Source organism: Paraburkholderia caledonica NBRC 102488 (assembly GCF_000685095.1).
GTDB classification, from domain to species: domain Bacteria; phylum Pseudomonadota; class Gammaproteobacteria; order Burkholderiales; family Burkholderiaceae; genus Paraburkholderia; species Paraburkholderia caledonica.
In genome coordinates this window covers 778,344-802,248 of the sequence record NZ_BAYE01000001.1, presented here as the reverse complement: position 1 = coordinate 802,248, position 23,905 = coordinate 778,344, and the positions used below count along the sequence as shown (strand labels likewise).

The 23,905-nt window shown below is 62.6% G+C and carries 23 protein-coding genes; 7 read left to right on the top strand and 16 right to left on the bottom strand.

Translation table 11 applies throughout. From position 1 onward, the window contains the following. Positions 1-150: 150 nt before the first annotated feature. The 5 genes from BCA01S_RS03705 to BCA01S_RS03685 all read right to left on the bottom strand — a co-directional run bounded on the left by BCA01S_RS03705 (position 151) and on the right by BCA01S_RS03685 (position 5,639). A complete protein-coding gene (locus BCA01S_RS03705) occupies positions 151-759 on the bottom strand; it encodes a TetR/AcrR family transcriptional regulator (protein ID WP_042317837.1) in 609 nt (202 codons plus the stop codon). A gap of 520 nt (positions 760-1,279) precedes the next feature. After that, a complete protein-coding gene (locus tag BCA01S_RS03700; protein ID WP_027775755.1) occupies positions 1,280-2,617 on the bottom strand; it encodes a dicarboxylate/amino acid:cation symporter in 1,338 nt (445 codons plus the stop codon). A gap of 109 nt (positions 2,618-2,726) precedes the next feature. Further along, a complete protein-coding gene (leuD, locus tag BCA01S_RS03695) occupies positions 2,727-3,341 on the bottom strand; it encodes a 3-isopropylmalate dehydratase small subunit (RefSeq protein WP_027775754.1) in 615 nt (204 codons plus the stop codon). Further along, positions 3,338-4,756, bottom strand: a complete 1,419-nt coding sequence (leuC, locus tag BCA01S_RS03690) for a 3-isopropylmalate dehydratase large subunit (RefSeq protein ID WP_027775753.1) — start codon at positions 4,754-4,756, stop codon at positions 3,338-3,340. The genes leuD and leuC overlap by 4 nt, the downstream gene beginning before the upstream one ends. 4 nt (positions 4,757-4,760) lie before the next feature. Further along, positions 4,761-5,639 (bottom strand): alpha/beta fold hydrolase, encoded by an 879-nt coding sequence (locus tag BCA01S_RS03685; protein ID WP_027775752.1) that lies wholly within the window; start codon positions 5,637-5,639, stop codon positions 4,761-4,763. A gap of 114 nt (positions 5,640-5,753) precedes the next feature. On the opposite strand from BCA01S_RS03685, the gene BCA01S_RS03680 reads away from it, so the two are divergent. The 3 genes from BCA01S_RS03680 (at position 5,754) to BCA01S_RS03665 (ending at position 8,506) form a co-directional block, all read left to right on the top strand. Beyond that, complete coding sequence (locus tag BCA01S_RS03680; protein ID WP_027775751.1) at positions 5,754-6,656, top strand: LysR family transcriptional regulator; 903 nt, start codon at positions 5,754-5,756, stop codon at positions 6,654-6,656. Positions 6,657-7,430: 774 nt separating this feature from the next. Then, positions 7,431-8,003, top strand: coding sequence for an Xre family toxin-antitoxin system antitoxin (locus BCA01S_RS34385; protein ID WP_244145917.1), 573 nt, complete (start codon positions 7,431-7,433; stop codon positions 8,001-8,003). Further along, positions 8,000-8,506 (top strand): RES family NAD+ phosphorylase, encoded by a 507-nt coding sequence (locus BCA01S_RS03665; protein ID WP_027775750.1) that lies wholly within the window; start codon positions 8,000-8,002, stop codon positions 8,504-8,506. The genes BCA01S_RS34385 and BCA01S_RS03665 overlap by 4 nt, the downstream gene beginning before the upstream one ends. A 369-nt stretch (positions 8,507-8,875) precedes the next feature. Here BCA01S_RS03665 and galE read toward each other — a convergent pair whose 3' ends face one another. Genes galE through BCA01S_RS03645 form a run of 4 tightly spaced genes read right to left on the bottom strand, consistent with a single transcriptional unit; the run spans position 8,876 to position 13,205 of the window. Beyond that, positions 8,876-9,898 (bottom strand): UDP-glucose 4-epimerase GalE, encoded by a 1,023-nt coding sequence (gene galE / locus BCA01S_RS03660; protein WP_027775749.1) that lies wholly within the window; start codon positions 9,896-9,898, stop codon positions 8,876-8,878. Positions 9,899-9,910: 12 nt separating this feature from the next. After that, complete coding sequence (locus tag BCA01S_RS03655; protein WP_027775748.1) at positions 9,911-11,059, bottom strand: glycosyltransferase family 4 protein; 1,149 nt, start codon at positions 11,057-11,059, stop codon at positions 9,911-9,913. Positions 11,060-11,112: 53 nt separating this feature from the next. Next, entirely contained in the window at positions 11,113-11,946 is an 834-nt protein-coding gene (locus BCA01S_RS03650; protein ID WP_027775747.1) for a glycosyltransferase, read from the bottom strand. After that, complete coding sequence (locus tag BCA01S_RS03645) at positions 11,943-13,205, bottom strand: oligosaccharide flippase family protein (protein ID WP_027775746.1); 1,263 nt, start codon at positions 13,203-13,205, stop codon at positions 11,943-11,945. The genes BCA01S_RS03650 and BCA01S_RS03645 overlap by 4 nt, the downstream gene beginning before the upstream one ends. 260 nt (positions 13,206-13,465) lie before the next feature. Between BCA01S_RS03645 and BCA01S_RS03640 the strand changes: the two genes are divergently transcribed. From BCA01S_RS03640 to waaA, 4 genes are all read left to right on the top strand, one after another. Then, entirely contained in the window at positions 13,466-14,860 is a 1,395-nt protein-coding gene (locus BCA01S_RS03640; RefSeq protein ID WP_027775745.1) for a phosphomannomutase/phosphoglucomutase, read from the top strand. A gap of 248 nt (positions 14,861-15,108) precedes the next feature. Further along, complete coding sequence (gene waaC / locus BCA01S_RS03635; RefSeq protein ID WP_020065108.1) at positions 15,109-16,110, top strand: lipopolysaccharide heptosyltransferase I; 1,002 nt, start codon at positions 15,109-15,111, stop codon at positions 16,108-16,110. Positions 16,111-16,159: 49 nt separating this feature from the next. After that, complete coding sequence (gene kdoO, locus BCA01S_RS03630; protein ID WP_020065109.1) at positions 16,160-17,044, top strand: Kdo hydroxylase KdoO; 885 nt, start codon at positions 16,160-16,162, stop codon at positions 17,042-17,044. Positions 17,045-17,183: 139 nt separating this feature from the next. Continuing rightward, positions 17,184-18,491 carry a lipid IV(A) 3-deoxy-D-manno-octulosonic acid transferase gene (gene waaA, locus BCA01S_RS03625; RefSeq protein ID WP_027775744.1) on the top strand — a complete coding sequence of 436 codons (1,308 nt, stop codon included), beginning with the start codon at positions 17,184-17,186 and terminating at the stop codon, positions 18,489-18,491. Between the two features lie 32 nt (positions 18,492-18,523). Here waaA and ureG read toward each other — a convergent pair whose 3' ends face one another. The 7 genes from ureG to BCA01S_RS03590 form a co-directional block, all read right to left on the bottom strand. Then, positions 18,524-19,177, bottom strand: a complete 654-nt coding sequence (gene ureG / locus BCA01S_RS03620) for an urease accessory protein UreG (RefSeq protein WP_027775743.1) — start codon at positions 19,175-19,177, stop codon at positions 18,524-18,526. 11 nt (positions 19,178-19,188) lie between these two features. Further along, a complete protein-coding gene (locus BCA01S_RS03615) occupies positions 19,189-19,869 on the bottom strand; it encodes an urease accessory protein UreF (protein WP_027775742.1) in 681 nt (226 codons plus the stop codon). Beyond that, positions 19,856-20,494, bottom strand: a complete 639-nt coding sequence (ureE, locus tag BCA01S_RS03610; protein ID WP_027775741.1) for an urease accessory protein UreE — start codon at positions 20,492-20,494, stop codon at positions 19,856-19,858. Before ureE ends, BCA01S_RS03615 begins: the two co-directional genes overlap by 14 nt. Positions 20,495-20,496: 2 nt before the next feature. Next, positions 20,497-22,203: an urease subunit alpha gene (gene ureC / locus BCA01S_RS03605; protein ID WP_027775740.1), complete on the bottom strand. Its 1,707-nt coding sequence runs from the start codon at positions 22,201-22,203 to the stop codon at positions 20,497-20,499. A gap of 55 nt (positions 22,204-22,258) precedes the next feature. After that, positions 22,259-22,564 carry an urease subunit beta gene (locus BCA01S_RS03600; protein WP_027775739.1) on the bottom strand — a complete coding sequence of 102 codons (306 nt, stop codon included), beginning with the start codon at positions 22,562-22,564 and terminating at the stop codon, positions 22,259-22,261. Between the two features lie 36 nt (positions 22,565-22,600). After that, positions 22,601-22,903, bottom strand: a complete 303-nt coding sequence (locus BCA01S_RS03595) for an urease subunit gamma (protein ID WP_027775738.1) — start codon at positions 22,901-22,903, stop codon at positions 22,601-22,603. A 133-nt stretch (positions 22,904-23,036) separates the two neighbouring features. Continuing rightward, entirely contained in the window at positions 23,037-23,840 is an 804-nt protein-coding gene (locus tag BCA01S_RS03590) for a transporter substrate-binding domain-containing protein (protein ID WP_027775737.1), read from the bottom strand. Positions 23,841-23,905: the final 65 nt, after the last annotated feature.

Genomic DNA, 23,905 nt, shown 5'->3' with positions numbered 1-23,905 from the left:
CTGACACCGGCGGCTCTTGGCAAAGAGTCAGCACTGACATTTGCGGTTCTCCATAGAGACTCGCCCCGGTTCCGGATTTTCCGGTGGTGCACTAGACGATCGAAAGATTCTGCGCCATGCGGTTTAAACAACAACAACGGGCCGCCGCCATTAACGTCTGGCGCCTGTTATCCCAAGCATGCGCCGGGTCGCCTTCAGAGCCCGCTCGAACTGATCATCGTTGCGCTCAATTTTTGCCATGACACTGGCACCAAGCCACAGGGAATACAGCGCCGAAGCAACGTCCAGAGCTGGTTGGGAGACCGCCACAGAGCCGTCCGCGACCCCGGCTTCGATTGCGCGGGTTAACCGCGAAATGATTCCTGCTGTACCCTCTTTGAGGACCAGGCGCATCGCTTCAGATAAGTCAGCCACTTCAGCGCCGAGTTTGACGGCCAAACAGCGGCCCTGATAGTCGAACGCCAACTGGTGCTCCCGCCATCCTGCCCAGTAAAGCATAAGCCCTTCGGCTGCCGTCAGACCATGCTTCGAAAACATCTCATCCATGTTGCGATGGTAAGCCTCAAAATAGTCTGAGAGCAAAGCTTCGCCAAATGCATCTTTTGATGCGAAGAAATGATAGAAGGAGCCTTTTGGCACGCCCGCCTCTTTCAATATCTCGGTAAGTCCGACAGCGGTGAAGCCCTTGCGACTCATACGTCGCTGACCGGCCGCTAGTATTTCTGACCGGGTCTGATGTTCGTGCGCTGCTGGCTGCATAATTTTCTCCGCGTAGACCGGTCGCTTAGCTAAGGGAAGTAGTTTCTGACCGCCTATGATACACAATACCGGCGCGAAGGAGATCGGGGGAAGACGCCGGCGGCAGACCAGTCGGTCTAGGCTCCACGGGGTGGTGGTAGATTAGAAGGTTCCGGCACTGAACGAGCAAGGCGAGCAAATCCCGCCGCCCGGTCCTCAGGCATGACGTTTCGCGTCGGCCCCCTCGGAAAAAACGCCTCCTGGAGATGGGGAGCCCGCTAGCCCGGGCGTTCGCATCGGTCGATTGTCTGTGGAGAGCGCACCAGCATCTGCATTCGTTCCGCAACAATGTTGCTCGTTGCGGCACAATTACAGAGTTCAATTCATCCCAATGCGAACGATGCGAAGAAGCAGATCTGCTTCGGCTCGAAACTAACCGGTGTTGAATGCTACAGGTTATGCTCAACGGCTTTGTTTTGGGCAAGCGCATCGGCATGCGCCATGATCTCCATGCGCGATCCTGATGGGTCACCCGACTTGATCATTTGTAAGGGACCGTCTCGCGATCATTAGCGGTCGGTTCGCATGGGCCCGGTGAATGCAAACAGCCTTCGACCTGCCCGGCATCGCCCAACGCCATTGCGAGTTTCGTTCGATCAAGCCCGCCTTCCCACGCCGATACCACGATCGTCGCCACGCCATTGCCCACGATGTTGGTCAACGCTCTGCATTCGGACATGAAGCGATCGATGCCGAGAATTAGCACCATCGCACTGACAGGAACGGTCGGCACGACGGACAGGCTTGCAGCAAGCGTGATGAAGCCCGCGCCCGTCACGCCCGTCGATCCTTTCGAGGTCAGCATCGTGACGAGCAACAGCGTGATTTCCTGCGCGAAGGACAGCTGCGTATTGGTCGCCTGCGCGAGAAACAGCACCGCGAGCGTCATGTAGATGTTGGTGCCATCCAGATTGAACGAGTAACCGGTCGGCACGACTAGCCCCACGATACCGCGCGGGCAGCCCATACGTTCGAGCTTGTCCATTAGTTGCGGCAACGCCGCTTCGGACGTCGACGTACCGAGCACGATCAGCAGCTCGTCGCGGATATAGAACAGGAAACGCCAGAGACTGAACCTGCACAGACGCGCGACGATGCCGAGCCCGATCGCCACGAACAGAAATGCGGTCAGATAGAAGGCGCCGATGAGCTTGAGCATCGGCAGCAGCGAGACGATGCCGTATCGGCCGATCGTGAAGGCCATCGCGCCGAAGGCGCCGATCGGCGCGAGACTGGTGACCATGCGAACAATGCGGAAAAACGCCTTCGAGAGGGTCTCGACCAGGTGCGTGACCGGCGCGGCGGGCTCGCCCATCAGCGCCAGCGCGGTGCCGAATAGCATCGCGATCAGCAGCACGGGAAGGATATCGCCCTGAACCAGCGCACCAACAAACGTTTCGGGTATCACATGCGCGATGAATCCGGCGATGCCGTCGCCATGCGCCGCCTGCGCCGCATAGCCCGACACGGCGCGCGCGTCGAGCGTCGCCGGATCGACATTGAAGCCCTTGCCAGGCGCGAGCACATGCGCGGCGAGCAAACCGATCGCCAGGGCAAGCGTGGATGCCGCTTCGAAATAGAGCAGCGCCTTGCCGCCGACACGGCCGACCTTCTTCATGTCCTGCATGCCGGCGATGCCCGTCACGACCGTGCAGAAAATCACCGGCCCGATGATCATCCGCACGAGCTTGATGAACAGATCGCCGAGCGGCTTCAACGCAACCGCGGCTTGCGGTGCGAAGTGGCCGAGTAGCACGCCGGCAATAATGGCAGCCAGCACCTGGACATAGAGAATCGTGTAGAACGGTTTGCGTTTCATGTGTCTCCTCGTTGATTGAGGCAAAGGGAAGCCCTTCCCTTCTTCGATCGGAGGGGAATCGGCCTGGCGAAAACAGGGACGCCGCTGCGCCGCGCGGCGGGAAGTGCGGTTACATCACTTGCGCCCAGGGATGCCGGGCGAAATGCAACCGCTCGAACGCTTCGATCTCGGCAAGGGAGTCGAGCGTCAGGTCGACGGTATCCATGCCTTCGATCACCATGCGCTTGTGGCGAGCGCCAATCGGATACGCATACCGCTCACCCGACGCGGACCTCACCATCTGCTCTTCGAGATCGATCGACATCGATATGCCGGGCGTTTCGATCGCCTGGTGTGTCAGCGCATCGATGGCGTCGGGCTCCAGTTGCACGAGCAACAGACGGTTATTCATTGCGTTGAAGTAGAAGATTTCCGCAAAGCTCGGCGCGATGACGGCCTGGAAGCCGTATTGCTGCAATCCCCACACAGCGTGTTCGCGGCTCGACCCGCAGCCGAAGTTCGCGCCGCCGATCAGGATGCTCGCGTTCGCGTAAGCGCTCCGGTTGAGAACGCAGTCCGCCCGAGGCGCACCCTGCTCGTCGAAGCGCAGGTCGTACAACAGACCGTCGGCGAGCCCCGCTTTGTCGATGATGCGCAGGAACTGCTTCGGCATGATCTGATCGGTGTCTAGATTGTCGATCGGCAACGGCGCGGCGCTGCCCTGAATGATCGTGAGTCGGGTCATGATGCAGGTACCTCCAGCGTGCGGACATCGGTGATGCAGCCGGTCAGCGCGGCGGCCGCCGCCATCGCCGGACTCATTAGATGCGTGCGGCCGCCGCGTCCCTGGCGGCCTTCGAAATTGCGGTTGGTGGTGGACGCGCAGCGTTCTCCGGCGCCGAGCACGTCGTCGTTCATCGCGAGACACATCGAGCAGCCTGGCTCGCGCCATTCGAAGCCCGCGTCGATTAGCGTCTTCGCGATGCCTTCCTCCTGGGCCGCCCGGCGCACGCTGCCCGAGCCAGGCACAACCATCGCGCGCACGCCTGCCGCGATGTGCCTGCCGCGCACGATGGCGGCCACGGTGCGCAAGTCTTCGATGCGTCCGTTGGTGCACGAGCCGACGAACACGCGGTCGATCCGCGTGCCCGCAAGCAACCGATTGGCCGTGAGTCCCATGTAGTCGAGCGCGCGGCGCAGCGATGCGGCGGCGCTGGGCGTCGTTTGCGCGGCTTCGTCGGGGATCGGTTGATCGATGGCGATAGCCTGGTCAGGACTGGTGCCCCAAGTGACAAACGGGGCGATGTTCCGCGCGTCGAAGCGGTGCTCGGCGTCGAAGTGCGCGCCGACGTCGGAATGCAGGCCTCGCCAGTCCTCGATTGCGGCTTTCCACGCCGTATCGTCGAGTGACGGCGTGTGGGCGCGCACGTATTCGTAGGTAATCGCATCAGGCGCGATCAGCGCGGCGCGCGCGCCGACTTCGACCGTCATGTTGCACAAAGTCATGCGCGCCTCGGCCGAAAGCGATGCGATCGTCGAACCGGCGAATTCCACGGCATAACCACGCGCGCCTTGCGCGCCGATCCTGCTGGTCATCCAGATGACGACATCCTTCGACGACGTGCCATACGGAAGGGCGCCATCGATCGTGATGCGCATGGTCCGCGCGACCCGGTACACGAGCGTTTGCGTCGCGAGCACGTGCTCGACTTCAGACGTGCCGATGCCGAAGCCCAGTGCGCCGAGCGCGCCGTACGTAGTCGTATGACTGTCACCGCACAGCACGACCATGCCGGGGCGAACCAGCCCGAGTTCGGGCGCGACGATGTGCTCGATGCCTTGCAGCGGGTCGTTCTCCCCAAAAAGCCGGATGCCAGCGCGTTCGCAGTTGCTCGCCAGGTTCTGCGCCTGCAACAGTGACGCTGCATCGCGAATCACGCGCGGCGACTCGGCGTGCGTTGGAATGATGTGGCTCACGACGGCGAGCTGCTGTCGCGGACGGCGCACCGCGCGGCCTCGTGCATTGAGCGCGCTGAATGCTTGCGGGCTGGTGTACTCGTTCATCAGATGCAGATCGGCGTACAGCAGCACGTTGAGTTCGTCGATACGCGACACGGTGTGCGAATCGACGAGCTTCTGGTAAAGGGTTCGTTCGGACATGGGATTACTCGGTTAGAAATGGCAGCACGCGTTCGAGAAGCTGGCCGGGCGCTTCCTCGGGGATGTAGTGGCCGCAAGGCAGCGCCTCGCCCTGCACGTTCGGCGCATACGCCCGCCATTCGGCGAGCGGATCGAAGCATTGTTCGATCACGCCTTCAGCACCCCACAGCGCCATGAACGGACAACCGATCCGCTGCGGCGATGCGAGCGTCGCGCGGTCGTGTTCGAGGTCGATCGTCACGCTCGCGCGATAGTCCTCACAGATGCCGTGAGCTGTATCGGGGTCGGACAGACAACGGAGATATTCCGCATAAGCCGCCGCCGTGAACGGCGCGAGACCGGCACTACGCGCACCGATGGTTTGCCTGAGATATAGATCGGGGTCCGCACGGATGAGCGTCTCGGGGAACGGAGCGGGACGCACCAGCATGAACCAGTGCCAATACGCGCGCGCGAAGTCGAACGAGGTCTGCTCATACATCGCGAGCGTCGGCGCAACATCGAGCGTCACGAGGCGCGTCACGACATCCTGGTGATCGAGCGCCATGCGAGCCGCGACGCGCCCGCCCCGATCGTGGCCGATCACCGCGAAGGATTCATGTCCAAGCGAGCGCATGAGTCCGATCTGATCGAGCGCCAGGCGGCGCTTCGCGTAGTTCACATGATCGGCCGTGCCCGGCGGCTTGCCGCTGTCGCCGTAGCCGCGCAAATCGGCAGCGATCACTGTGAAATGCTTCGCCAGCGTCGGCGCCACCTTGTGCCAGATCACATGCGTTTGGGGATGCCCGTGCAAGAGCAGCAGGGCGGGGCCGCGCCCGCCCCGAATTGCGTGAATGCGTACGTCGTCGACGGTCGCCGACACGCTGCTGAAACCTTCAAACATGGTTGTCTCCTGATCGTGATTCGAGTCTAATTGATGAATCAAACGATTTGGTTTCCTTGAAAGCATTCCGGCCGTAACTTAAAGGAATGAATCGGCGGATCTTGGAGCACGCAGATGGATGGTTTCTCGGACCTGAGCCTGTTCGCACTCGTGGCGCGGCACCGCAATCTGGCGGCGGCCGCGCGCGAGCTAGGCGTGACGCCGCCGGCGATCAGCAAGCGGCTGGCGCGACTGGAACGGCGCCTCGGCGTGCGCTTGATGAACCGCACGACGCGACGTCTGAGCCTCACACCGGAGGGCGAGCTCTACTTATCGAGCGGCTCGCGCATTCTGGACGAGTTGTCGGAACTGGAGCATCGCGTCACGCAAAGCCGTGGCGAACCGACCGGCTTGCTGAGGGTGAATGCGTCGTTTGGGTTCGGGCGCGCGCGTATCGCGCCGGCGGTGTCGGAGTTCGTCGAGCGCTATCCGGCAATGAAAATCCTGCTGCAACTCACGGACCGGCCGATGAGTCTTCAGGACGAGGGTTTCGATCTCGGCATTCGCTTCGGCGAGGTTCCCGATGCGCGCATCAACGCGCGGCTCCTGCTCGAGAACAGGCGAATCGTGTGCGCGTCGCCCGACTACGTGGCGCGGCACGGCAAGCCTTCGGTGCCACACGATCTGACACGGCATGCGTGCATTGTTCTCCGCGAGAACGAGTCGGCTTACGGCACATGGCATTTCTCTCGTGGCAAGCGCACGGAGACGGTCAAGGTCGATGGGGCGTTGGCCAGCAACGACGGCAGCGTCGTGCTTCATTGGGCGCTCGAAGGTCGCGGACTCGTCGTGCGATCGCAGTGGGAAATCGAGGGACATCTCGCCCGCGGCCAACTCGTGCCATTGCTCGCGGACTGGTCGCTGCCGGATGCCGACATCCACGCGATCTATCTGGAGCGCAACCAGCTTTCGGTCAAGCTGAGGACCTTTGTCGACTTTCTCGGCGAGTATCTCCGTAGGCCCTGGACAATCGGGTAACACGCGGCCTTGCCCTTTCCGATATGTTCCGAGGCCCCCAGGGCAGCTACCTTGCAACCGGAGACGATGATTCGACCCGAATGCGCCTGATTTTCGGGTGGAGATCCGGAACTCCGACATCCGCTATTTTCATGTCGCGATTCAATAGGTCTGCGGGCTTCATAGCGCATGACGGTGGCCCTTACGATCGGACGGCGGACGGCGGATGGCGGATGGCGGATGGCGGATGGCGGATGGCGAATGGCGGGTCGCGGGTGCGGCGCCGACGCTTGAACGTCCGAGCGGCGTGAACGTGAACGGCCAGCGATCCGGCCATGCTGTCGACAGAACGCCTATTTATCACCTGAAAATCAGATTTCAAGATCGGTGACAGTTCGCATCGAGATGCGACCTAATTTTTTAATATTGCGCCGAGAATTGCCTTCGCGCGCGCCGCTGCGGAATTCCGAAAACGAAGGGGCTAGATAGTTGTGGCTTTCATACCCTTCGTTCCTGGATATCGAGGAAGAGGGCGGCCGGGACCCGGTCGTGGCGGTCGACATGCGTCCTGCGTCGCGGCGCCGGCGGTGGCCCCGACGGCCTGCCCGTTTCCCCTGTCCTCCTGCGGCATGGATTGCCGGGCCGACGTCGTCCCGCTTGCGCGGCCCACCCAACGCTCGGCGTCAGCCGCCCGGACACGCGTCGAGAGCGGTCGCGCATCCGTGACGCATCCACGTTGAATGCGTGCGACACGTGTCGTATAATTGACCGACACATGACGGAAAGGAGTCCGGTATGGTTGCCACAGTCGAAAAGCCCGTAGAAGCGCCTCCTTCCATCGGAGCGGCGCGCTTCGGGAAGTTACTGCATGAAATTGGGCTGTTGATTCATTCGCGGGGCGAGTCACAGCATGATGACCGGGAGCGTGCGAAACCGGCGGATTCGCACATGGACCGCCTGAGCGCAAAAGGGCTCGAACGGTTCGCCGACATGGAGCCGCTCATGGTGCACGATATGGTCACCCGAGGTCTGCCGGTTCTGCTCGCGAGGACCATGATGGATTCCTATGAACTAGTCCAGAAGGATGCTGTTCTGCAGGCCATCGGCGTAAGTGAGAGAACGCTTCAGCGGGGGAAGGACGCGGACCGGCGGCTCGACAGCAACGCCAGTGACCGACTGCTTCGGCTCGCCGCTATAACGGAGCACGCGATCGACGTGCTTGGTTCCCAGGAGGAGGCCGAACGCTGGCTCCTGAAACCAGCCCTGGCGCTGGATCAGCGACGGCCGATCGACCTGCTGCAAAGCTCTGAAGGAACGGAACTCGTCAAGGCGTTGCTCACCAGAATGGACTACGGGGTTTACGCTTGACGCCGCTGCCGGCTGCTTTGGGCAGCAGCGGTTTCGTCGCCTGGCGACTGGAGCGCGAAAAGTACGTGCCCACGTGGGACACAGCAGAAGGCGCCTTTCAGGTTGGAGGTCGTTGGTCCTCAAAGGGGCGACGTGTGATCTACACGTCGCTCGACCCGGCCACCACCATCCTTGAAGTGGCCGTGCACAAGGGTTTCAATGTGCTGGACACAGTCCCGCATCGACTGCTGGAAGTCGAAATTGATGCGGCACCTGTCTATGTCCTCCAGAAATCGGCCATTCCCAATCCCAACTGGCTTCAGTCCGGCACCATCAGTCCCAATCAGCAGGCGTTTGGTGACGCACTGTTGTCCGAGCATCCTCTGGTCTTGATCCCCAGTGTTGTCAGCGGCCATTCGTGGAATCTTCTGATCGACACTGCGACGGCAACCGGAACTTTCAGGCTTCGAAACGACGAGCGGTTTGCGCTGGATACGCGTCTTCTACCCGGCGTGCATCCTTGAGGCGGGGCGAACTGGCTTGATTGGGAAAGAAAGACAAGTGGACTATCGTGTCACGTCGCACATGTCTGAAGGCACCAGTGACACACTAGCATGGGATGCGGCGAACCGGGGGGCGGCCTCAACGCTGCGCAAAGGTGTGGCAGCACCATCCGTCTGCGGCAGCGCTGGCAGCGTGTCGGGCTTTGCAGCCTGGGTGAAGTAAAGCGCTCGTATCCCTGTCGCGAATCAGACATCGGGCTGCATACTCAGCAAAACGTCGTGGCGGTACCAGAAAAGGGAGTCAGGCGGAAGCAGGGGGCGGGAGACAGCGGGCAGAAATGCACGGATGCCGCGTTTAGTGGCATCCGCGCAACCTCGCCGCGACAGGGATCAGCGAAAGCCGTCCGGATTTGCGGACTGCCACCGCCAGTGATCCGCACACATTCTTTCGATACCGAACTCCGCGCGCCAGCCGAGCAGTTCCAATGCGGCGCGCGGATCGGCAAAGCATGACGCCACATCGCCCGGACGGCGCGCCACGATCTCATACGGCACCGGCCGCCCCGACGCCTTCTCGAACGCCTTCACGACGTCGATCACGCTGTAACCCTGGCCCGTCCCGAGATTGACGACGAAGCTCGCGTCGCGTTTGACGAGCGCATCGAGCGCGGCCAGATGCCCGCGCGCGAGATCCACCACGTGAATATAGTCACGCACGCCGGTGCCGTCGGGCGTTTCATAGTCGCCGCCGAACACGCGCAGCTTGTCGAGCTTGCCGACCGCGACCTGCGCGACATACGGCATCAGGTTGTTCGGAACGCCCGCCGGATCTTCGCCGATCAGCCCACTTTCATGCGCGCCGACCGGATTGAAATAGCGCAGCGTGGCAATGCGCCACGAGGGATCGGCCACTTCGAGATCGCGCAACACCTGTTCGGCAATCAGCTTCGACTGACCATACGGGTTCGTGGCCGACAGCGGAAACGATTCGTCGATGGGCGAGCTTTTCGGCACGCCGTACACCGTCGCCGAAGAACTGAACACGAACTGCTTGACGTTGCGATCGCGCATCACGCCGAGCAGCGCGAGCAGGCTGCCCACGTTGTTGCTGTAGTACTCGATCGGCTTCGCAACCGACTCGCCCACCGCTTTCAACGCGGCAAAGTGGATGGCGCCGGTAATCGGGTGCGCGTCGAAAACACGGTTGAGCGCTGCCTCGTCGCGCGCGTCCGCTTCGTAGAACTCGACGGCGCGGCCTGCGATTCGCTCCACGCGCCGCAGCGACTCGCGGTTGCTGTTCACGAGATTGTCGATTACCACGACGTCGTAGCCACCGTTCAGCAGTTCAACGCAGGTGTGCGAACCGATGAAGCCCGCGCCGCCCGTTACCAGAATCGTGCCCTTCGTGGTCATGCTGTTGCTCCGTTAAAGTAAAACGCCTGTCATTTTTTGCACCAGGTCCTTATACGTTTCGACGACGACGCGTTCGTCGAACTCCTGCGCGACTTTCTGCCGGCCGCGTTCTGCCATGGCGCGGCGCTCGGCGCCGCTCATATCGAGCATTCCGGCGAGCGCCGCGGCGAGGCTTTCCGCGCTGCGCGCTTCGCAAAGCAGTCCATTGACCCCTTGCGTTACCACCTCGCGGCAGCCCGGCACGTCGGTCGTGACAATCGGCCGGCCCATCGCCGACGCTTCCATCAACGTGCGCGGCACGCCTTCGCGATATGACGGCAAGACGACGCAATCCGCATCGGCGATAAAAGGCCGTACGTCGTGTGCCTCGCCGAGATAGTCGACGATGCCTTCCCGTTCCCAGGCCGCCACTTCGTCGCGTGTGATCGCGCTCGGGTTGTCGACGCCGACTGGACCGAGCAGCTGAAAACGCGCTTGCGGATAACGTTGGCGAAGCTGCCGTGCGGCTTCCACGTATTCGCCGACGCCTTTGTCCCACAGCAAACGGCCAATCAGGACGAACTTGAATTCCGCGCGCTCGGGCAGAGGCGTAAAGCCGAACTGTTCGAGATCGACGCCTTCACCGTGCAACAGCCGGGCGCGTTCAGGATGCACTAACAAATTCTGTTCGACAAACGCTGTCTGATCGTCGCGATTCAAAAACCAGATTTCGCGCGGAAAACGGAACGCGAAACGATACAGCTTTTTGGCCACCAGCGCGGCTCGGCTTCGCTGGATGAACACATAACCGAGCCCCGTCGTCACCGCAACCGACTGCACGCCCGCCAGTTTCGCGGCTATCGAGCCGTAGATATTCGGCTTGATCGTGTAATGAAACACCACGTGCGGGCGGATCGCGCGATAGCGCCGGTACAGCGTGTACAACGTGCGCAGGTCGTCGCGCGGATTGGTGCCTTTCGAGGCGACCGGCAATTCGATGCAGCGGCAGCCCATGGCCGTGAGCAACTCGAACGTGCGGTCGCGCGGCGCGAGCACCGTCACGTCGACGCCGCGTCCCACCAGCATGCGAATCAGCCCTTGCCGATACGTGTAGATTGCCCAGGCGGTGTTACACACGAGTGTAATGCGCAACGTGGGCGTCGACTTCAAGGCTGGCTTCATGCGGGAACGTGCTCGGCGGTGAATGAAAGGACGAACGGACGTGACTATGCGGATCAATGAGTCGCGCGCGGCGCGAGAAGGCTGCGTTTGACCCGCTGCAACGCGCGGTACGGTGTCACGAGATGCAGCAGATTCTTGGCGAGACCGAACCAGTCGTAGGGATTCGCGACGTTGAAGTAGCGCAGTTGCAGCCGCAGTGTCGAGAGCACCTGGCGGCGGCGCCTCGACGCGCTGATGCCGCCTTCGTTCAGTTCGTAGTAAAGGCCCAGCTCCGGCAGGTTCGCGCAGTCGTAACGTTCCATCAGACGCACGAACAGATCGAGGTCTTCCGCCGACGGATAGGCCGCACGGTAATTGCCGACGGCGCGCACGGCGTCGATGCGCAGCATCATGGAAGGATGCGCGAGGCATGAGCGGAAGAACCGCAGTCGGCGAATCGCCGCGGCTTCGGCGGGCGGCGTCAGCATGAAAAGCGGTGCGCCCGCACGCGTGACCACCTGCGTCCACATGCCAAGCCCGGCCACTTGGGGGTGTGCTTCCATGTATGCGCGCTGCTTCGCAAGCCGTTGCGGCACGCTGCGGTCGCCCGCGTCTATACGAGCGGCATAGCGAAAGCCGCGCTGCGCAAGCGCGTCGATACCGGTTTGCAGCGCACGCTCGATGCCGCCGTTCTGCGGCATGCGCAACACTTCGATTTGCAGGTTCGCAAGCGTTGGCGCGACGATGGGCGGCGTGCTGCCGTCATCGACGATCAGAACGTGCACCAGCGCACTTTCATTGAACGACGCGAGCGTAAGATCGACGTCGGCCTGGCCGTTGAAGGCGGGCATCAGCACCGCGACGTCATCGAGGCAGTGCGGCGGCGTGTCGACGGCGGTAAGCGTCATGGGCGCAATTTGAAACGGATGTAATAAAGATTAACCGACGCCGCAGCGAGATAACCGCATGCAAGGCCCACGAGCGCGCCATAAGCGCCGAGCCGCGGAATCGCCAGCAGATTGACGACGAATGCAACGGCGAGCGCGAGCAGCCATTTGAACAGCAACACGAACTTCGCCTGATATTTGAGAACGACCAGATTGCCGATTGCCTCGATGCCGGCGGGCACGGAGAGCCAAACCGCCCAGCGGAAAATTTCGATCGCGCCTTCGAAGCCCGGCCCGAACACGCGGCGAATGATGAAGCCGGCGAGCAGATCGAGCACCGCGGCGCCCGCGACCATCAACGCGGCGGTCATTGCGGTAAGGCGCCAGACGTTGCGGCGCAACTGTGCGGCCTGCTGCACACGGTAGACGAACGCCGGCGCGATGGTCTGCGCGAGCATCAGCGCGAGCGTGATCCAGTTCTCGTTCAACTGCTGCGCGGCGGAATAGCGGCCGAGATCGGCAAATGAGATGGCCCGCTCCAACATGAGCCGATCCAGTTTCAGGAACAGATACATACAGATCAGGCCGAGCCAGAACACCGTGCCCGCGCTCGCGAAGTGCTTGAAGAGAGAGCGGTCGAAATGTAACCGCAGCTTGCCGCCATGCCGACGAATGTAATAGACCACCAGTACACTGCCAATGGCCGCAGACTCGAGCGCCCACAGCCAGCCGAAGCGCGCGGGTTGCGCAGCGGCGCGCACGAGCAGATAGACGAAGCCCGCCTTGATAACCGCCGTGCTCATGCTGGTGAGCAATTGCGGCTTGCTGTACGTCATGCTCTGCAGCCACGCATTGATCACGCCGACGAACGGTTCGCGAAACAGCATCGTGACGGCGAGCGCCGCAAGCATCGCTCCGACGAGCGGATCGAACAGATTGAGTGCAATGCCGAGCCACGTCAGCAGCAATGCTGCGACCGACACCGAAAAGCGCAGCGCGAACGCGCTGCCGAGCACGGTGCCGAGCTGCGCGGGAGGCCGCTCGACAATGGTGGGCACGAGAATCTCCGCGCCGCATACCCAGGTGATAGGCGAGAGCACCAGCAGCAGCGTATTGGCGTATTGCCATTTGCCGAACGTGTCCGGCCCGAAGTAACGCGCGAGCATGCCGCTGATCGCAATGGCCACGCCGATCTGCGTGAGCCGTTCGAGGCCAAGCCAGACAATATTCGTGAACGCGCGCGTGACGTCGGGATTGGCAAAGCGCTTGAGCGTCAGCATCCGGTAAGTGCCCGCCAATGCGTTCGGCGCGAGTCTGCCCACCTGGCTGGCCGTCGAGGCACGGGCGGCCTTGGCAACTTTACAAATGGAGGGCGTCTAAGCATTAGAATGGCATTACCAGGCTGGTCCGAAAAGCGCAATTATAAGTTGGAACCGGATTGCTTCCGGCAAGGGCGCAGCATCATGTCCGATCGCTATGATTTACCGATTAAGCATGACTGCGCCGGTCAAAATTTTCCATTGCACGCAAGTGAGCCAACATGATCTCCAAATCTATTTTCAAGGCATATGACATTCGCGGCGTAATCGGCAAGACGCTCGATGCCGATGCAGCGCGTTCGATCGGTCGTGCGTTCGGCAGCGAAGTGCGTGCACAAGGCGGCGACGCCGTGGTGGTCGCGCGTGACGGTCGCCTGTCGGGCCCGGAATTGATCCAGGCATTGTCGGACGGGCTGCGTGCGGCCGGCGTCGACGTGGTCAATGTCGGCATGGTGCCCACTCCGGTCGGCTACTTTGCGGCGAGCGTGCCGTTGCAACTCGAAGGCGGCGAACGGCGTATCGATTCGTGCATCGTCGTGACCGGTAGTCATAATCCGCCGGACTACAACGGCTTCAAGATGGTGCTGCGCGGCTCCGCGATTTACGGCGAACAGATTCTCGCGCTGCATCAACGCATCGTCGACGAAAACTTCTCCGAAGGCAGCGGCACCTACGCCGAGTACGACATTGCCGATGCGTATCTCGAGCGCATTGCGAGCGACGTCAAGCTCACGCGCCCGATCAAGATCGTCGTGGACACCGGCAACGGCGTCGCCGGCGGCCTCGCGCCGAAGCTCTTCAAGAAGCTCGGTTGCGAACTCGTCGAACTCTTCACGGAAATCGACGGCAACTTCCCGAACCATCACCCGGATCCAGCGCATCCGGAAAACCTTCAGGACGTGATTCGCGCACTGAAGGAAACGGACGCGGAAATCGGCTTTGCCTTCGACGGCGACGGCGACCGCCTCGGCGTCGTCACCAAAGACGGCCAGATCATTTATCCGGACCGCCAGCTGATGCTGTTCGCCGAAGAAGTGCTGTCGCGCAACAAGGGCGCGCAGATCATTTACGACGTGAAGTGCACCCGCAATCTCGCGAAGTGGGTGAAGGACAAGGGCGGCGAGCCGCTCATGTGGAAGACCGGCCACTCGCTCGTGAAGGCGAAGCTGCGCGAAACCGGCGCGCCGCTCGCAGGCGAAATGAGCGGCCACGTGTTCTTCAAGGACCGCTGGTACGGTTTCGACGACGGCCTGTACACGGGCGCGCGTCTGCTGGAAATCCTCACGCGCGTGGAAGACCCGAGCAAGCTGCTCAACTCGCTGCCCAACTCGAACTCCACGCCCGAACTGCAACTGAAACTCGAGGAAGGCGAGAACTTCGAACTCATCGCACGCTTGCAGCAGAACGCGAAATTCACCGGCGCCGACGACGTCGTGAAGATCGACGGCCTGCGCGTCGAGTACCCCGACGGCTTCGGCCTCGCGCGTTCGTCGAACACCACGCCGGTCGTGGTCATGCGTTTTGAAGCCGATAACGACGCGGCACTCAAGCGCATTCAGGAAGACTTCCGCCGAGTGATTCTCGCGGAGAAGGCCGACGCAAAGCTGCCGTTCTAAACGTTCGAACGGCGGCCCGGCTCGCTGGCGTTGCTGGCGAGCCGTGGCCATCGGCCAGAACGCGGCGCGGGTTTCACTTACCGCGCCGCGTTTTTTCATGCCAGTCTGCCGGGTCGCGCTAGAATTGCCGTCCTGGTGACATAACGTCTACGTTCTGTCGTCTCTCGCTGGAAGTCTCACGCGAAGCGCTAGGTTTCGCTGGACTTCTTTCAATGCATCTTCGGGCCGGATAGCCGGTTTTCCCACTCTTGAGCGTGCAAAAGATATTGATCGTGAGGGTGTCGTCGTTGGGCGACGTCGTTCACAACATGCCGGTGATCGCCGACATCCGGCGCCGTCATCCCGAGGCGCAGATCGACTGGCTCGTCGAGGAAAGCTTCGTGGGGCTCGTCGAACTCGTGACCGGCGTGCGGCGCGCGATTCCCGTGTCGCTGCGCCGTTGGCGCAAGCGCATCCTGTCGATCGGCAACTGGCGCGAGATAAGCGCATTCCGACGTGCGCTCGCCGCCGAGAACTACGATCTGGTGATCGACTGCCAGGGGCTCATCAAGACCGCGTGGGTCGCGAAGATGGCGCGCGGACCGCTCGTCGGCCTTGCAAATCGCACTGACGGCGCGGGCTTTGAATGGCCGGTGCGGTTCTTTTACGACAAGCGCGTGCCGATCGAGCCGCGCACGCATGTGGTCGAGCGCACGCGGCAACTGGTGGCGGCTGCGCTGAACGACCCGAAGCCGCAACCTACCGACGAAATTGATTTTGGCATCGACACGCGGCGCGCCGCGTTGGCGTTGTCGGCGGCAAATCTCAATCTTCCGGTGCCTTACGTGGTGTTCGTGCATGCAACCTCGCGTGCCGACAAGCAATGGCCCGATACCGCGTGGATCGAGTTGGGGCAGTCGCTCGTGCGGCGCGGCGCGTCGATCGTCTTGCCCTGGGGTAGCGAGGCCGAGCGCGAGACGAGCGAGCGTCTCGCGAAAGAGTTCGGCGCGGCGGCCATCGTGCCGCCCAGGCTGTCGTTGCCGGCGGTGGTCGGTCTGATTGAAGGCGCGGCCGCGACGGTCGGTGTTGACACAGGTCTGGTTCACATCGCGGCGGCGCTTAAGCGGCCCACGGTCGAGTTGTACAATTTCGCGACCGCGTGGCGCACCGGCGGCTACTGGTCGCCGAATGTCGTCAATCTCGGCACGGCCGGGCAACCGCCCACGCTGCAACAGGTGAAGTCCGCGCTTGCCGGCTTCGGACTGTTGTGATTCGTCCGGTGCGCTTCGCCTCACGCGTCATCCGTTTCCAAGGGCGATCATGAACGAAACCCAGATCATCGAAGTAGCGAATGCCGACTGGCACGCGCGCAACCTGTCCGTGCCGCGTGAGACGCTGCTCGCCGGAGTCGAACGCGGCAAGGTGCTGTATTTCCCGAACCTGCGTTTCGCGATTGAAGGCGGCGAGCAGGCGCTGCTCGACCCCGCGCTGGCCGATCCGAACCGCAAGAACATCAGCCTTGAACCGAACGGCGGCGCATTGCATGGCGTGGCCGGCAACGCGGTCACGCAGTCCGCGGTGCGCGCGTTGATCGCGCGTTATCAAACGAATGCGCGCACGCTCGTCGACGGGCTCTTTCCCGAATACAACGGCAAGCTGCGCGTCGCGCCCACGAGTTTGCGGCTGCATCAGGTGGAAACACGGCAAACGTCATGGCGCAAGGACGATAGCCGCTTGCATGTGGACGCTTTTCCGTCGCGGCCCAATTACGGCGAACGCATTCTGCGTGTGTTCACCAACGTCAATCCGAATGGCGTGCCGCGCGTATGGCGAGTCGGCGAACCGTTCGAGGACATGGCCAAACGCTTTCTGCCGCGCATCAAGCCGCAAATGCCGGGCGCAGCTTGGCTGCTGAATCTGTTGCACGTAACGAAATCGCCGCGCAGCGAGTACGACCATCTGATGCTCCATCTGCACGACGGCATGAAGGCCGACATGGAATATCAGAAGACGAGTCCGCAGGAGACCATGCCGTTTCCGCCGGGCAGCGTGTGGGTGTGCTTCTCAGATCAGACTTCGCATGCGGTGATGTCCGGTCAGTTCATGCTCGAGCAGACGTTCTTCCTGCCGGTCAAGGCAATGGTGCAACCCGAATGTGCGCCGCTCGGCATACTTGAACGCCTGAAGGGCAGGGCGCTGGTTTGAGCGCCGCGGTTCATTCGGGCTCGCCAGACTTTGTGCACTGTCGCGCGCCGGCGGCTGACCATGCGGCGACGCCAGGTCCATTGCATCGGCACGGTATTCGCAAGCTGCACGCGGTGCGGTTGCATCATGCGGAGCGCCGATGCTAAGGGCAATCTATAACGCGCTCTGGTGGATCATCGCGCCGGTTGCCGTGCTGCGTCTGCTGATCCGTTCGCGCAAGGAGCGTGGCTATCGGCAACATATCGGGGAGCGCTTCGGCTATGTTCGCGGACGTCTGCCCGAAGACGACGCGCCGTTGATCTGGGTGCACGCGGTGTCGGTCGGTGAGACGCGCGCCGCGCAACCCCTAATCGACGCGCTCATCAAAGCGCGTCCGGACGCACGCATTCTGTTGACTCATATGACGCCCAGCGGTCGCGCGACCGGCGAGCAGATCTTCGGCGACCGCGTGTTGCGCAGCTATCTGCCGTACGACATGCCGCACGCGGTGCGGCGCTTTTTGCGCGCGTGGCGGCCGTCGCTCGGTCTGGTAATGGAAACCGAAGTGTGGCCTACGCTGATCGACGAATGCCGGCGCGCCGACGTTCCACTGGTGTTGACCAACGCGCGGATGTCGGCGCGCTCATATAAGCGGGCGGCCAGATTCGGCGGCGCGACGAAAGACGTGTTCGGCGGCTTTGCGCGTGTGCTGGCGCAGAGCCCATCGGACGCGGAACGGTTGACGGCGCTTGGCGCGCGCAACGTCGCGGTACTCGGCAATCTTAAATTCGACATGAGCACGCCGCCGGAACTGGCGGCGCGTGGTCATGCGTGGCGCGCGGCAATCGGCGCCCGACCGGTGTGGGTAGCGGCAAGTACACGCGAAGGCGAAGAGGAACTCGTGTTGCAGGCGTTCGCGGCCCTCGCTGTTGAGAATGCGCTGTTGATTCTCGTGCCGCGCCATCCACAGCGTTTTAACGAAGTTGCAGCGCTCGTCGAGAAAGCCGGGCTGCGACTCGCGCGACGCTCGACGTGGGCGCCCGATGCGAAGGTTGCGTCAGCGGCTGCGAGCGGCGGTGTGCCCGCTTTGCCGGCGGACGTGAATGTGCTGCTCGGGGATTCCATGGGCGAACTGGGCGCTTATTACGCGGCCTCGGACCTCGCGTTTATCGGCGGCAGTCTGTTGCCGCTCGGCGGACAGAATCTGATCGAAGCCTGCGCGGTGGGCGTGCCCGTGCTGATCGGGCCGCATGTGTTCAACTTCACGCAGGCCACGGCCGATGCAGTCGCCGCAGGCGCAGCGGTGCAGGTGCAGGATCCGGCCGATCTGGCGCGAGCGCTGCGCGAACTCTTCAACGACAAGGCGCGACGGCTCATGATGGGCGGCGCGGCCTCGGCGTTTGCCGCGCGTCATCGCGGGGCGACTGCGCGTACCGTGGATGTGTTGATGGCGGTGTTGCCGGAGTGAGGGCAAGTGCTGAAGAGACTCAGCGTTTGCCCTCAAACTTTCAACAACCCCTTTCGCTCGATAAACCGCACCACGTCGTCCAACCCGTCGAGCGCCTTCAGATTACTCATCACGAAAGGCCGCTCGCCGCGCATTTTCTTCGCGTCGGACGCCATGACGTCGAGGTTGGCGCCAACCATCGGCGCGAGGTCCGTCTTGTTGATCACGAGCAGATCAGACTTCGTAATGCCCGGGCCGCCCTTGCGCGGAATCTTCTCACCGCCTGCCACGTCGATTACGTAAATCGTCAGGTCCGACAGTTCCGGGCTGAAGGTCGCCGCGAGGTTATCGCCGCCTGATTCGATAAAGACAATGTCCGCATCCGGAAAACGCGTGAGCATGCGATCGACGGCTTCGAGGTTGATCGACGCGTCCTCGCGAATCGCGGTATGCGGACAGCCGCCCGTCTCCACACCCATGATCCGCTCGGTCGGCAACGCGCCCGCCACTGTCAACAGGCGCTGATCTTCTTTCGTATAAATGTCGTTCGTGATCGCGACCAGGTCGTACTGTTCGCGCATCGCCTTGCAGAGCATTTCGAGCAACGTGGTCTTGCCCGAGCCGACCGGGCCGCCGACGCCCACACGCAGCGGCGGCAGTTTCTTCGTGCGGACGGACGAGTGAGCGGGATGATGAGGTGCGTTCATGATGGATCGTTTTATGAGCGAAAAAGCCGCGAATACTGCGACTCGTGACGTGCCGACAGAATGCCGAGTTGCGGCGCGAAAGTATTGATGTTTTCGGGCGACGTGGCTAAAGCGCGCTCGACCGCCGCATTGATCGGCTCGCGCAACGCGACGATGATGCGTTGCCCCGCCAGTTGTCCCAGCGGCACGGCTTTCAATGCTGCGGCGGCCTGGTTCTCGACCCAGCTGAACGCGTATGCGGCAAGAGCGGCGTCGACGGCGGCATCGTGTGCATAGGCTGCAAAAGCGAACGCCGTGGGTTGCGCGAGCGGCGCCATCGAGGCGAGCGTCGCGCGGCGCGCCGCATCGCCCCATTCGAGCGACGCGCACAATTGCCGCAGCGACCAGCCCATCTGTTCGGTCTCACGCCGCAACTCGGCCGACTCGCGGCTCGCGAGGAATTCGCCATTCGCCTGCGCGAGGCCGTCCGCGTCGTGTGTGCGCCAGCGCTCCATCTGGTGCGCGAGAAACGGCAGTTCGCCATGCGCGAGCACATCGGTGAGGCCGCTCGCGATCCAGGCGCGCGCCGAATCGGCGTCGGTGATCAGTTGCGCTTCGATCGCTGCTTCCAGACCCTGCGAGTAGCTGAAGGCGCCGATAGGCAGCGCCGGCGAGGCGAGGTGCAGTAGCGCGGTAAGTTCAGCGATGCGCATGGTGATGGTGATGCGCGTGGCCGCAAGATTCGTCGTGGACGTGGCCTTCGTGCCCGTGATCGTGCGCGTGGCCATGCCCGTGTTCGTGATCATGAGAATGCTCATGCCCATGATGCTCGCCGAACACCTGCTGCGCCAATGCATAGTCTTCGGCGAACGTCTCGTCGTGGCCGTGCTTATGGCCGCCGCCGTAAGCGCCGGACTCTGGCTGGAACGGCATCGAAACCTGATCGACCGTCGCGCCGATACGCTTCAGCATATCGGCCAGCACCGGATCGTATTCGAGCTTCAGATAGTCCGCGCCGATTTCCACCGGCGTATGACGATTTCCCAGGTGGTACGCCGCGCGCGTGAGCGTCAACGCGTCTTTAGCACGGACCACCAGCACCGCTTCCGGCGCGGCGACTATCCGCACGAGACCGCCATCGTCCGCGACCAGCACATCGCCGTTGCGCAGCACCGTGCCGCGCGGCAGCAGCACGGCCACTTCTTCGCCGGTGTCGAGCGTGGCCGCAAGGCGGCTCTTGCGACGCTCGTCGAAAGCAAGCGTTAGCGTCGGCGCGCGCTTGACCAGCACCGGCGCGAGTTTGAGATGCGGTGCAACCAGTTTGTCGAGTGTGCGCATGGTCAGAACAGAAAATAGCGTTGCGCCATCGGCAGGACAGTCGCCGGTTCGCAGGTCAGCAGTTGACCGTCGGCGATCACCTGATAGGTTTCCGGATCGACGCTGATCGACGGGCGCCACGCGTTGTGAATCATGTCCGCCTTCGTGATGTTGCGGCAGTTCTTCACAGCAACGATACGCTTGTTCAGGCCATAGCGCTCCGCGACGCCTGCGTCGGCGGCGAGTTGCGAAACGAAAGTCAGCGACGTGCGTCCGAGTGCACCGCCGCGTGTAGCGAACATCTCGCGATAATGCACTGGCTGCGGCGTGGGAATCGACGCGTTCGGATCGCCCATCTGCGCCATTGCGATCATGCCGCCTTTGAGGATCAACGACGGTTTGATGCCGAAAAACGCGGGCTCCCAAAACACGAGATCGGCCCACTTGCCGGGCTCGATAGAACCGACTTCATGCGCAATGCCGTGCGTGATTGCCGGGTTGATTGTGTACTTGGCGACATAGCGCTTCGTGCGGAAATTGTCGTGCCGTGCGGTGTCCTCGGGCAGCGCGCCGCGTTGCACTTTCATCTTGTGCGCGGTCTGCCACGTGCGGATGATCACCTCGCCCACGCGGCCCATCGCCTGCGAATCCGACGACAGCATGGAAAGCGCGCCGAGATCGTGCAGGATGTCTTCGGCGGCGATGGTCTCGCGGCGAATGCGCGATTCGGCGAACGCAATGTCTTCTGCAATCGACGGGTCCAGGTGGTGGCAAACCATCAGCATGTCGAGATGTTCTTCGAGCGTGTTGACGGTGTAGGGCCGCGTCGGATTGGTCGACGAAGGCAGCACGTTCGCTTCGCCACATACCTTGATGATGTCGGGCGCGTGGCCGCCGCCTGCGCCTTCCGTGTGATACGTATGAATCGTGCGGCCTTTGAATGCCGCCACGGTCGCTTCGACGAAACCCGCTTCGTTCAGCGTATCCGTGTGAATGGCGACCTGCGTGTCGGTGTCGTCGGCGACGGACAGACAGTTGTCGATTGCGGCCGGCGTCGTGCCCCAGTCTTCGTGCAGCTTCAGGCCGATCGCGCCCGCCGCGATCTGTTCGAGCGCGGGCTCCGGCTGGCTCACGTTGCCCTTGCCGAGGAAGCCGAGGTTCATCGGATAGCCGTCCGCTGCTTGCAACATGCGTTCGAGATGCCACGGACCCGGCGTGCAGGTGGTCGCATTGGTGCCCGTTGCCGGCCCTGTGCCGCCGCCGAGCATCGTCGTCACGCCGCTGGCGAGCGCTTCTTCGATCTGCTGCGGACTGATGAAGTGAATATGCGTGTCGATGCCGCCCGCCGTCACGATCAGCCCTTCACCGGCGATCACCTCCGTGGATGCGCCGATCGCGATCGTCACGTTCGGCTGAATGTCGGGATTGCCCGCCTTGCCGATAGCCGCGATGCGGCCGTTCTTGATGCCGATGTCGGCCTTCACGATGCCCCAATGGTCGAGAATCACCGCGTTGGTCACAACGGTATCGACGACATCGGCATGCACGCGCTGCGACTGGCCCATGCCGTCGCGAATCACCTTGCCGCCGCCGAACTTCACTTCTTCGCCGTACGTGGTGAAGTCGCGCTCCACTTCTATCAGCAACTCGGTGTCGGCGAGACGCACGCGGTCGCCGGTGGTGGGGCCGAACATTTCCGCGTATGCGCGGCGGCCAATGCGTAAGGTCATGATGTCAGTCCGGAATTGAGCAGGGCGGTGCAAGCGGATGAGCGCGCGCGGCGCGTCACAGCTTGCCCATCACCTTGCCGTTGAAGCCATAGACGATGCGCTCACCCGCCAGTTCGACGAGTTCGACGGTGCGCTCCTGGCCGGGCTCGAAACGCACCGCGGTGCCCGCGGCGATGTTCAGCCGGAAGCCGCGTGCGGCTTCGCGGTCGAAAGCGAGTGCGTCGTTCACTTCATAGAAGTGGTAGTGCGAGCCGATCTGGACCGGCCGGTCGCCGGTATTCGACACGACCACCGTGACGGTGGCGCGGCCCGCGTTGAGTTCGTGTTCGCCGTCGTCGGTGATGAGTTCGCCGGGAATCATGGGCGTGCCTTGATAGTTTTAGCGGGATTCAGCGGATCAGGGAATCGGATGATGAACGGTGACGAGCTTCGTGCCGTCGGGAAACGTGGCTTCGACCTGGATGTCGGGGATCATCTCGGGCACGCCTTCCATGACGTCGTCGCGGGTGAGCAGCGTCGTGCCGAAGTGCATGACCTCGGCGACGGTCTTGCCGTCGCGCGCCGCTTCCATCAGCGCGGCGGTGATGAACGCGACCGCTTCCGGATAATTCAGTTTGAGGCCGCGTGCGCGGCGCCGTTCGGCAAGCAGCGCGGCGGTGAAGATCAGCAGCTTGTCCTTCTCGCGAGGTGTCAGCTTCATCGAATGAGTGCGGTGGGTTGCGCCCGATCCGAAAGAATCGGGCTGCGACAATGATATGCGTTGCGGGTCGCCGATGCGACCCATGCAATGCCGGACAAAACAGCCACGCTATCAAGCCCGGCTAACGACGCGCTTACAGATCCGCGGGCAGCGCTGCGCCGAACCACTTCTTCGACATTGTGTTGAGCGTGCCGTCCTGCTTGGCTTGCGCAATGGCGGCGTTCACCTTCTGCTGCAGACGCGGTTCGTTTCTGTTCATGCCGACGAAACACGGCGAGTTCTTGATGACGAACTTAGGCTCTGGACGGCGCGGCGGATTTTTCGCGAGAATCGCGGCGGCGACGATGTTGCCCGCAGCGACCAATTGAACCTGGCCCGACAGGAACGCGGCGATGGTCGCGTTGTTGTCCTCGAAGCGTTTGATCGTGGCGTTCGGCGCCATTTGCGTGAGACCGAGTTCCTCGAGCGCGCCGCGGGTCGCGCCGACCGTCTTGCCGGTCAGATCGGCGGGGCCGCTGACCTTGATGTCGGCCGGGCCGAACACGCCTTGATAGTACGGCGCGTAGGCGTTGGAGAAGTCGATCACTTTCTCGCGATCGGGCGTCTTGCCGAGCGACGAGATCACCAGATCGACCTTGTTCGTTTGCAGGTAGGGAATGCGATTCGCGCTGTTCACCGGCACCAGTTCGAGCTTCACGTTCATCGACTTCGCGAGCAGCGCGGCGGTGTCGATGTCATAGCCTTGCGGCTTCATGTCGGGGCCGACCGAACCGAACGGCGGATAGTCTTCCGGCACGGCGACCTTGAGCACGCCTGCCTTGGCGATGTTATCGAGCGTATCGGCGTGCGCCGCAGGGGCGGTGATTGCGAGGGCGGGCGAAACGAGCAGTGCGGCGAGGAGGGTGCGACGGGCGGAACGGAGCGTTGGTCGATTCATTTGTAGTAGCTGTGGTGGTGGCGGGCAGGCGGCTGGCGGCGAGGGAGCGGCAGCATCGGCCCCTA

What these genes read in the sequence shown, in the direction of transcription:
- BCA01S_RS03705 (WP_042317837.1), bottom strand. Translation starts at nt 759, where the DNA reads ATGCAGCCAGCAGCGCACGAACATCAGACCCGGTCAGAAATACTAGCG.
- BCA01S_RS03700 (WP_027775755.1), bottom strand. Translation starts at nt 2,617, where the DNA reads ATGAAACGCAAACCGTTCTACACGATTCTCTATGTCCAGGTGCTGGCT.
- leuD (WP_027775754.1), bottom strand. Translation starts at nt 3,341, where the DNA reads ATGACCCGACTCACGATCATTCAGGGCAGCGCCGCGCCGTTGCCGATC.
- leuC (WP_027775753.1), bottom strand. Translation starts at nt 4,756, where the DNA reads ATGTCCGAACGAACCCTTTACCAGAAGCTCGTCGATTCGCACACCGTG.
- BCA01S_RS03685 (WP_027775752.1), bottom strand. Translation starts at nt 5,639, where the DNA reads ATGTTTGAAGGTTTCAGCAGCGTGTCGGCGACCGTCGACGACGTACGC.
- BCA01S_RS03680 (WP_027775751.1), top strand. Translation starts at nt 5,754, where the DNA reads ATGGATGGTTTCTCGGACCTGAGCCTGTTCGCACTCGTGGCGCGGCAC.
- BCA01S_RS34385 (WP_244145917.1), top strand. Translation starts at nt 7,431, where the DNA reads ATGGTTGCCACAGTCGAAAAGCCCGTAGAAGCGCCTCCTTCCATCGGA.
- galE (WP_027775749.1), bottom strand. Translation starts at nt 9,898, where the DNA reads ATGACCACGAAGGGCACGATTCTGGTAACGGGCGGCGCGGGCTTCATC.
- BCA01S_RS03655 (WP_027775748.1), bottom strand. Translation starts at nt 11,059, where the DNA reads ATGAAGCCAGCCTTGAAGTCGACGCCCACGTTGCGCATTACACTCGTG.
- BCA01S_RS03650 (WP_027775747.1), bottom strand. Translation starts at nt 11,946, where the DNA reads ATGACGCTTACCGCCGTCGACACGCCGCCGCACTGCCTCGATGACGTC.
- BCA01S_RS03645 (WP_027775746.1), bottom strand. Translation starts at nt 13,205, where the DNA reads ATGCTGACGCTCAAGCGCTTTGCCAATCCCGACGTCACGCGCGCGTTC.
- BCA01S_RS03640 (WP_027775745.1), top strand. Translation starts at nt 13,466, where the DNA reads ATGATCTCCAAATCTATTTTCAAGGCATATGACATTCGCGGCGTAATC.
- kdoO (WP_020065109.1), top strand. Translation starts at nt 16,160, where the DNA reads ATGAACGAAACCCAGATCATCGAAGTAGCGAATGCCGACTGGCACGCG.
- waaA (WP_027775744.1), top strand. Translation starts at nt 17,184, where the DNA reads ATGCTAAGGGCAATCTATAACGCGCTCTGGTGGATCATCGCGCCGGTT.
- ureG (WP_027775743.1), bottom strand. Translation starts at nt 19,177, where the DNA reads ATGAACGCACCTCATCATCCCGCTCACTCGTCCGTCCGCACGAAGAAA.
- BCA01S_RS03615 (WP_027775742.1), bottom strand. Translation starts at nt 19,869, where the DNA reads ATGCGCATCGCTGAACTTACCGCGCTACTGCACCTCGCCTCGCCGGCG.
- ureE (WP_027775741.1), bottom strand. Translation starts at nt 20,494, where the DNA reads ATGCGCACACTCGACAAACTGGTTGCACCGCATCTCAAACTCGCGCCG.
- ureC (WP_027775740.1), bottom strand. Translation starts at nt 22,203, where the DNA reads ATGACCTTACGCATTGGCCGCCGCGCATACGCGGAAATGTTCGGCCCC.
- BCA01S_RS03600 (WP_027775739.1), bottom strand. Translation starts at nt 22,564, where the DNA reads ATGATTCCCGGCGAACTCATCACCGACGACGGCGAACACGAACTCAAC.
- BCA01S_RS03595 (WP_027775738.1), bottom strand. Translation starts at nt 22,903, where the DNA reads ATGAAGCTGACACCTCGCGAGAAGGACAAGCTGCTGATCTTCACCGCC.
- BCA01S_RS03590 (WP_027775737.1), bottom strand. Translation starts at nt 23,840, where the DNA reads ATGAATCGACCAACGCTCCGTTCCGCCCGTCGCACCCTCCTCGCCGCA.